Source organism: Mesorhizobium sp. M0761, assembly GCF_040320205.1.
In the GTDB taxonomy this organism is placed as follows: Bacteria; Pseudomonadota; Alphaproteobacteria; order Rhizobiales; family Rhizobiaceae; genus Mesorhizobium.
The window spans coordinates 56594-63354 of the sequence record NZ_JAMYPF010000028.1 but is presented as its reverse complement, the minus strand read 5'-3'; the positions used below and the strand labels follow the sequence as shown (position 1 = coordinate 63354).

At 65.1% G+C, this 6761-nt stretch carries 7 protein-coding genes; 2 read left to right on the top strand and 5 right to left on the bottom strand.

Annotated features, from left to right (window positions below; all coding sequences use genetic code 11):
• Positions 1 to 7 precede the first annotated feature (7 nt).
• On the bottom strand, positions 8 to 931 hold the full coding sequence (locus tag NKI32_RS29555; RefSeq protein ID WP_353004873.1) for an Ivy family c-type lysozyme inhibitor: 924 nt from the start codon (positions 929 to 931) through the stop codon (positions 8 to 10).
• A 64-nt stretch (positions 932 to 995) separates the two neighbouring features.
• Entirely contained in the window at positions 996 to 1601 is a 606-nt protein-coding gene (gene leuD / locus NKI32_RS29550; RefSeq protein WP_023694556.1) for a 3-isopropylmalate dehydratase small subunit, read from the bottom strand.
• Between the two features lie 162 nt (positions 1602 to 1763).
• Here leuD and NKI32_RS29545 point away from each other — a divergent pair, with 162 nt between their 5' ends.
• Together NKI32_RS29545 and NKI32_RS29540 are read left to right on the top strand one after the other, a co-directional pair.
• On the top strand, positions 1764 to 2189 hold the full coding sequence (locus NKI32_RS29545; protein ID WP_353004870.1) for a GNAT family N-acetyltransferase: 426 nt from the start codon (positions 1764 to 1766) through the stop codon (positions 2187 to 2189).
• A 147-nt stretch (positions 2190 to 2336) separates the two neighbouring features.
• The gene (locus tag NKI32_RS29540; protein WP_353004868.1) at positions 2337 to 3068 is read left to right on the top strand and encodes a DUF72 domain-containing protein; all 732 of its coding nucleotides are present in this window, start codon (positions 2337 to 2339) and stop codon (positions 3066 to 3068) included.
• Positions 3069 to 3282: 214 nt separating this feature from the next.
• Here NKI32_RS29540 and NKI32_RS29535 read toward each other — a convergent pair whose 3' ends face one another.
• From NKI32_RS29535 to NKI32_RS29525, 3 genes are read right to left on the bottom strand one after another with little or no spacing between them, the layout of a single operon-like run.
• Complete coding sequence (locus NKI32_RS29535) at positions 3283 to 4449, bottom strand: NAD(P)/FAD-dependent oxidoreductase (RefSeq protein ID WP_353004865.1); 1167 nt, start codon at positions 4447 to 4449, stop codon at positions 3283 to 3285.
• Between the two features lie 30 nt (positions 4450 to 4479).
• The gene (locus NKI32_RS29530) at positions 4480 to 6075 is read right to left on the bottom strand and encodes a HAMP domain-containing sensor histidine kinase (RefSeq protein ID WP_353004862.1); all 1596 of its coding nucleotides are present in this window, start codon (positions 6073 to 6075) and stop codon (positions 4480 to 4482) included.
• A complete protein-coding gene (locus NKI32_RS29525) occupies positions 6063 to 6758 on the bottom strand; it encodes a response regulator (RefSeq protein WP_353004860.1) in 696 nt (231 codons plus the stop codon). The genes NKI32_RS29530 and NKI32_RS29525 overlap by 13 nt, the downstream gene beginning before the upstream one ends.
• Positions 6759 to 6761 lie beyond the last annotated feature (3 nt).

Sequence of the window (6761 nt, the reverse complement as noted above, 5' to 3'; positions counted from 1 at the left end):
GCAAACCCTAGTTCCCCGACTCCTGCGCCTTGTCCATTGCTTCCTTCACATCCGCCGGCCAGTCCGCCACCGGCGGCCAGGCCTGCGGCTCGCCATTGTCGCCGCGGCGGGCGAAGTAGAGCGTGTGCTTGGCCGGGTCGACCGCCATGAAACCGTCATTGCTGCCGCATGCGTGCGGCACGCAGCCGGTGGCATAGAAGGCGCCGGAGGCCGTCTTTTCGGTGCCGCCGCCGACCAGCAGGCTGGTCGCCATGTCGGGCATGGTGTCGCCGAGCAGCGTCTTCGCCGCCTTGTAGACGGCTTCGTTGTGGAAGGCGTCGATGATGTTCTGGTACTTGGCCGGATCGACGTCCTTCCAGTCGGTGCCGGGCTCCGGCGCGTAGGTCAGGTCGCCCGAGATCGTCAGCCCTTCGGTGGGCGACCATTGCAGCGCCTGCTTCGTATCGCCCGGCAACAGATAGGGCACGAAATAGATGGCGTTGTCGGCGACCGCTGCCGGCGGCGCGCCGCATTCGTCCTGTTCGACCGTGAGGCTCTGTATCTCGCCGCCTTCCGGCTTCCAGACGATGACCTTGGCCGGGCCGCACTGGTTGCCGCCGTCGCCGACATCGACCAGCGCCACGTTGACGCCGCCGACCTTGACCACCTTGTCGAAGAAGACGTCGTAATTGCTGGCCAGCTGCTTGCCGTCATAGGCCAGCACCTTTTCGCCATCCTGCTCCGGCTGGGTGATGGTCAGCTGGCCGCCCTCGAACGGGACCGGCCCCTGGCTGTCATCGCCAGCCATGGCCGCATTGCTCGACGCGCCCGGGTCGGCGGTGGACGGATCTTCTGCCGGCACGAGGACCGTGTCGGTCTGTGCTTGCGCGCCGGCCACCGGCATCAGCATCCACGCCAGCGCGCAGGCGCCGGCAAGAAGAAAACGTGTCATGACTGTCCCCTCCGTTCAGCCGCCACGAACCCGGCTTTGTGGCGGCCGGGCCATCTCGTACCACTCAGGCCCAAGGACGCTCGGCAGCGTTCTTCTTCTCGAACGAGGCGATGGCGCCGGCCTTCTCCATGGTCAGGCCGATATCGTCGAGACCGTTCAGCAGGCAGTGGCGCTTGAAGTCGTCGAGGTCGAAGGTGACCACGCCGCCGTCGGGGCCGCGGATTTCCTTGGCCTCGAGGTCGACCGAAACCGTCGCATTGGAGCCGCGCGAGGCGTCGTCCATCAGCTTCTCCAGATCTTCCGGACTGACGGTGATCGGCAGGATGCCGTTCTTGAAGCAGTTGTTGTAGAAAATGTCGGCGAACGACGTCGAGATGACACAGCGAATGCCGAAATCGAGCAGCGCCCACGGCGCGTGTTCGCGGCTCGAACCGCAGCCGAAATTGTCGCCGGCGACCAGGATCTGCGCCTTGCGGTAGGCTGGCTTGTTGAGCACGAAGTCGGGGTTTTCCGAGCCATCGTCCTTGTAGCGCATTTCGGCGAACAGGCCGCTGCCGAGCCCGGTGCGCTTGATCGTCTTGAGATAATCCTTGGGGATGATCATGTCGGTGTCGACATTGACGATCGGCATCGGTGCGGCGACGCCGGTGAGCTTGGTGAATTTTTCCATGGCTTTTGCCCGTTCTTGATCGAATTCGTTGCGTCAGGGTTTGCTGCGCCCGGTTTACACAAAGCCGCCGGCAAATAAAAGGCAACTGTTGGTGCGCGGCCCGATCGAAAGATCGGCGGCAAACGTCTTTAAAACCGGCCGCCGCTGGTGCACCTTGCGCCCATGACCACACAATCGAATATTATCTATGCCAGTGAGCCTGAGCTCGACGTCGCTGAATTCCGCCGCGTGCTGGTCGAATCCACGCTCGGCGAAACACGCCCCGTCGATGACGACGCCCGGCTGCAGGCGATGCTTTCGGGCGCGAACCTGGTGCTGACGGCGCGGCTCGACATCGAAGGCAGGCCGCTGATAGGCGTTATCAGGGCCATCACCGACTTTTCCTGGGTGTGCTATGTCTCAGAGCTCGCCGTATCCCAATCTGCGCAAGGCCTCGGCATCGGCAAGGGCCTGATGGATGAGGCCAGCCGGCAGCTGGGGCCTTCGGTCGCCATCAGCCTGATCTCGATGCCCGACGCCGTCGGCTTCTACGAGCGTATCGGCATGAAGCGCATGGCCGACGCGTTCTGGTTCGGCCGCGAGGGCTGACGCCGCATCGGGCGCAATTGCCGACCGGGTTGAGCAGTCAAGGCGGGCAAGGTTCTCGGGCAATGCGGAACGGTGTTCAGGACCCCGCGGAACAACGCCTGCCGGCGCCGCCCTTGACCCGCGCTTCATCCGGTCCACATCCCCAGCATGGGAAATCGCCGATCTCTCATAGGCACCGCCGGCTGGGGAATTCCGTCTCGATACAAGGCTGACTTTCCGCAGCCCGGGTCGCATCTCGAACGTTACGGAAAACGCTTTCCGTTCGTCGAGATCGACACCTCGTTCTACAAGCCGCACCGCCGCGAGACCTATGAGCGCTGGGCGCACGCCGTGCCGGAGCACTTCCGCTTCGCGGTCAAGGCACCGAAGAGCATGACCCATGAGCATCGCCTCGCCGATTGCGAGGGGCTGACGGAGGACTTTCTCGGGCAGGTCGAAGGTCTCGGCGAAAAGCTGAGCGTGCTTCTGGCGCAGCTGCCGCCAAGCCTGCCCTTCGAGCCGGAGGTCGCCGGCGGTTTCTTCGACATGTTGAGCAAGTGTGTCCGGGCAAGGCTGGCATGCGAGCCGCGCCATCCCAGCTGGTTCGGTGCCGAGGCGGACGCACTGCTCGCCGGTCACCAGGTCGCACGGGTCGCCGCCGACCCGGCTTCGGTTCCGGAGGCAGCAGGGCCGGGTGGCTCGCCCGGCCTTGCCTATTTCCGCTGGCACGGCGCGCCGCGCATCTACTATTCGGGTTACGATGCCGAAACGCTCGACCGGTTTGCGCGGCAAGTGGAAGCAGCGGCCGCTTCCGGTGCCGAGGTCTGGGGCATTTTCGACAACACGGCCGCCGGGCATGCACTGGGCAACGCGATGGCTGTCGATGCGATGGTTGCTTAGACGCTCGCGGGACAGCACCCCCCTCTGGCCTGCCGGCCATCTCCCCCGCAAGGGACCCGCAAGGGGGAGATCAGATGCCGCGACCGCTTTCGCCAATCGCCGACGTTGCAAGAATGGCGCCTTCGCCGAAGCTGCCAATCTCCCCCCTTGCGGGGGAGATGCCCGGCAGGGCAGAGGGGGGTGGGCGGGAACTCGACAGTGAGCTTTTGCCGCCTCAAATCACATTCAATTCCCGGAACGCCCTTCCCTCAGCCACTCTGGCGTACCCAAACGCCGAGCAATCCACCGTCCGATACCCGCCATGCACCAACAACTCCGCCAGCGCCTTGCCGACGGCCGGCGCCTGCTGCAGGCCGTGGCCTGAAAATCCGTTGGCGAAGATGAAATTGCCGACCTCGGGATGCGGGCCGATCACCGCATTCTGGTCGAGCGTGTTGTAGTCGTAGTGGCCGGCCCAGGCGCGTGTCGGCTTGATCGCCTCGAAGGCAGGGATACGGGTTGCCAGCACGGGCCAGATCACCTCTTCGAACAGCGGCCAGTCGACGTCGAAATCCCTGGGGTCGGCGGGGCCATCGCCCTCCTCCGGTTCGGCGCCGCCGGTGAGATAGACCGAGCCTTCAGGCCGGACATAGATGCCGGATGGGTCGACCAGCAGCGGCATGTCGACGTATTTTTCCCGCGCCTCGAAGACGAAAACGTTGCGCTTGCGCGGCTCGACGGGCAGGACGAGTCCCGCCATGCCGGCCACCTTGCCGGCATTCGGCCCGGCGGCGTTGACGACGATGCCGGCTTGCAGTCTTTCTCCATTGTCGAGGTCCACGCCGGTGACGCGGTTGCCCTGCCTCTCAATGCCGGTGACATCGGCGGCGATGAAATCTATTTGTCTGTCACGCAATGCCTTGCGAAACAGCGTCAACATGGCATGAGCGTCGAACCAGCCCTCGCCGGTACGGCCGAAGGCGCCGGCGCTGATGCCTTCGGTCGACAGCCAGGCAAAGCGCTTTGCCAGCTGGTCGGCATCCTCGAGCAGAATGTCGGCGCCCTCGGCGACCTGCGCCTCGTGGTTGGCTTTCAGGATCGGCAACCCGGCCTCGCCGGCCAGGATGAGATAGCCGCCTTCGCGAAAACCGATATCGGCATCGGTGCCGAAGGTCTCCTTCAGTCGCCGGAACAGGTTTAGCGTGAACTGCGACAGCCGGATATTTTCCGGAATCGAGAATTGCTGACGGATCGAGGCCATGGACAGCGTCGTTGCCGCATGCGCGAATTGCGGGTCGCGTTCGATCAGCGCGATGGAGCCGGAAAAGCCTTCCTCGCGCAGATAATAGGCGACCGAGGAGCCGACGATGGCTCCGCCGATGATGACGGTGTCGTAGCGCACTTTGTTCTCCGATCCGGCCGCCGGCATCCTTCACGCCGCCGGCACAATGATCTCGAAGCGCGTGCCGCGCCCGGAGTCAACTAGCGCGATCGTGCCATCATGCGCTTTCAGGAGGGCCAGCACTATGCCGAGGCCCATGCCGGTGCCGCCGGACTCGCGCCGCGTGGTGAAGAACGGCTCGAAAATGCGTGCCCTGTTGCTCGGCGAGATGCCGGCGCCGTCGTCGCTGACCGCAATGGTCACCTTGCCTTCGGCGCTGGCAGCCGCCAGCAAAACCTGGGTCGCCCCGTGCCTGGCGGAATTGTCGATCAGGTTGGCAAGCACGATCGCCGCATTCTCGGCCGAGATGCGCAGACCGGTTTCGCCGCCCGTCTCGATGGTCACAGCCAGCCTGCCGTCCACCGGCAGCAATGCCAGCGCCGCATCGAGCGACGTGCTTTCGCCGCTCGGCGCCAGGTTTTCCGCGCGCGCCAGATCGAGCAGGCGCCGTACCAGCAGATTGAGCCTTCCGGCATCGTTGACGATGTTGCCGGAAAACCGCTTGCGCTCTGCCGGGTCCATCGCCTCGCCGGAATCGCGCAAGAGTTCGGCCGCGCCCTGGATCGCCGTCAGCGGCGATTTGAGCTCGTGCGAGACATGGGTGGCAAAGGTCTGGATCGAGTCGGAGCGCGCCTGCAGCTTTTCGGCCATGTCGAGGAAGGCGGCGGACAGCTCGGCCATTTCGCGCGTGCCGTGATGGTCGAGCGGCCGGATCGCGTCGCGGTCGCCGGCGGCGATGCGCCTCGTGCGCTCCATCAGCGCGTAGATCGGCCGGCTCACGGTGCGCAGGAACACCAGCGCGATCAGCAGCGTGCCAGAGAGCATGGCGATGGCCGCCAGCGTCACCTTGCCGCGTTCGCCATAGAGATGCTTGACGATGTTGTTCGGCGTTCGAGACAGGTAGATCACGCCGGCGACATGGCCGTCGACCGCGATCGGCATGGCGACAAAGACGCGAACTTTCGTGCCGCGGCTGACCGAATAGAGGGGCGGTGGCGGCTGGTCGGGAATTCTTTGTCTCAACACGCTGGCGTAGTGGCCGGCAAGGGCGGTGCGCACCTCTTCGACATTGGCCAGCGATAGTCCGACCTCGTCGCGCCCTGCAATGACAACGCCGCGCGGATCGAGCAGCCGGAAGCCGGCCAGCGTGGTTTTTTGCGTCGTGTCGAGAATGCCGGACAGGCTGGCGCCGATCGCCGCGAAGGCTGGATCGATGGCCGCGGCGATGCCGGCGGGTCGGGTCGGCAGCAGGTAGTCGGAAGCGAGATCGAGGCTTGGCTCGATCGGCTGGTAAGGCGAGTCGTCGCCGCGGCTGGCATCGCCGCTGTCAGCCTGCATCGGGACCCCTAGCTTCTCCGGGGCAATGGCGGCGTCACTGATATTCTGTGCATAGATGGCGGCGATGACGGCGCCTTGCGCGATCAACTCGCCCTCGGTCTGGCGGATCAGCTGGTTTTCATAAAGCCGGAAGAAGAACAGGCCGACCAGCGGCAGCGCCAGCACCATGATGAGGATGGCGAGAACCACCGTGGCCAGCCTTGGCCGCCATTTGGTGCCGATCCATTTGGCGTCGCTCAGGCGCCGCATCGGCCGAGCCGGAAACCAACGCCATGCACGGTTTCGATGGCGTCGAGACAGCCTGCCGCCGCCAGCTTGGCGCGGATGTTGCGGATGTGGCTATCGACGGTACGGTCGGCGACATGGATGTTGGCGGCATAGGCGCTGGCGACCACCAGGTCGCGCCCCAGCACATGCGCCGGCCGCGCCAGAAATCCTTTCAGGATCGAGAATTCGATCGCCGTCAGCGCCAGCGCCTTGCCGTCGAAACTGGCGCCATGGCTGGCCGGCACCAGGCTGAGCTTGCCATGCGCAAAGTTCTTGTCATCGGCGGGGTCCGGCGCCACCGGGCGGGCGCGGCGCAGGATGACGTTGACGCGCGCCACCAGCTCGCGCGGGCTGAACGGTTTCGTCACATAGTCGTCGCCGCCCATTTCGAGCCCGAGGATGCGATCGATCTCCTCGTCTCGCGCCGACAGGAACAGAACCGGCACATCGGAGCGCTGCCTCAGCCGCCGGCAGACTTCCAGCCCGTCCATCTCCGGCATGCCGATATCGAGCACGACGAGGTCGGGCTCGCGGCCTTCGATCGTCTGCAGGGCGGCTGCGCCGTCAGCGACGGCCTGCGTCTTCATCCCGGCCCTCTCCAGCGCAAAGCAGATGATCTCGCGAATGTGCGGATCGTCGTCGGCGACCAGGATCTGATGCGGCATGGA

Excerpts from the sequence above, each read along its gene's own strand:
- leuD (WP_023694556.1), bottom strand. The coding sequence starts at position 1,601 with ATGGAAAAATTCACCAAGCTCACCGGCGTCGCCGCACCGATGCCGATC.
- NKI32_RS29545 (WP_353004870.1), top strand. The coding sequence starts at position 1,764 with ATGACCACACAATCGAATATTATCTATGCCAGTGAGCCTGAGCTCGAC.
- NKI32_RS29530 (WP_353004862.1), bottom strand. The coding sequence starts at position 6,075 with ATGCGGCGCCTGAGCGACGCCAAATGGATCGGCACCAAATGGCGGCCA.
- NKI32_RS29540 (WP_353004868.1), top strand. The coding sequence starts at position 2,337 with ATGGGAAATCGCCGATCTCTCATAGGCACCGCCGGCTGGGGAATTCCG.
- NKI32_RS29525 (WP_353004860.1), bottom strand. The coding sequence starts at position 6,758 with ATGCCGCATCAGATCCTGGTCGCCGACGACGATCCGCACATTCGCGAG.
- NKI32_RS29555 (WP_353004873.1), bottom strand. The coding sequence starts at position 931 with ATGACACGTTTTCTTCTTGCCGGCGCCTGCGCGCTGGCGTGGATGCTG.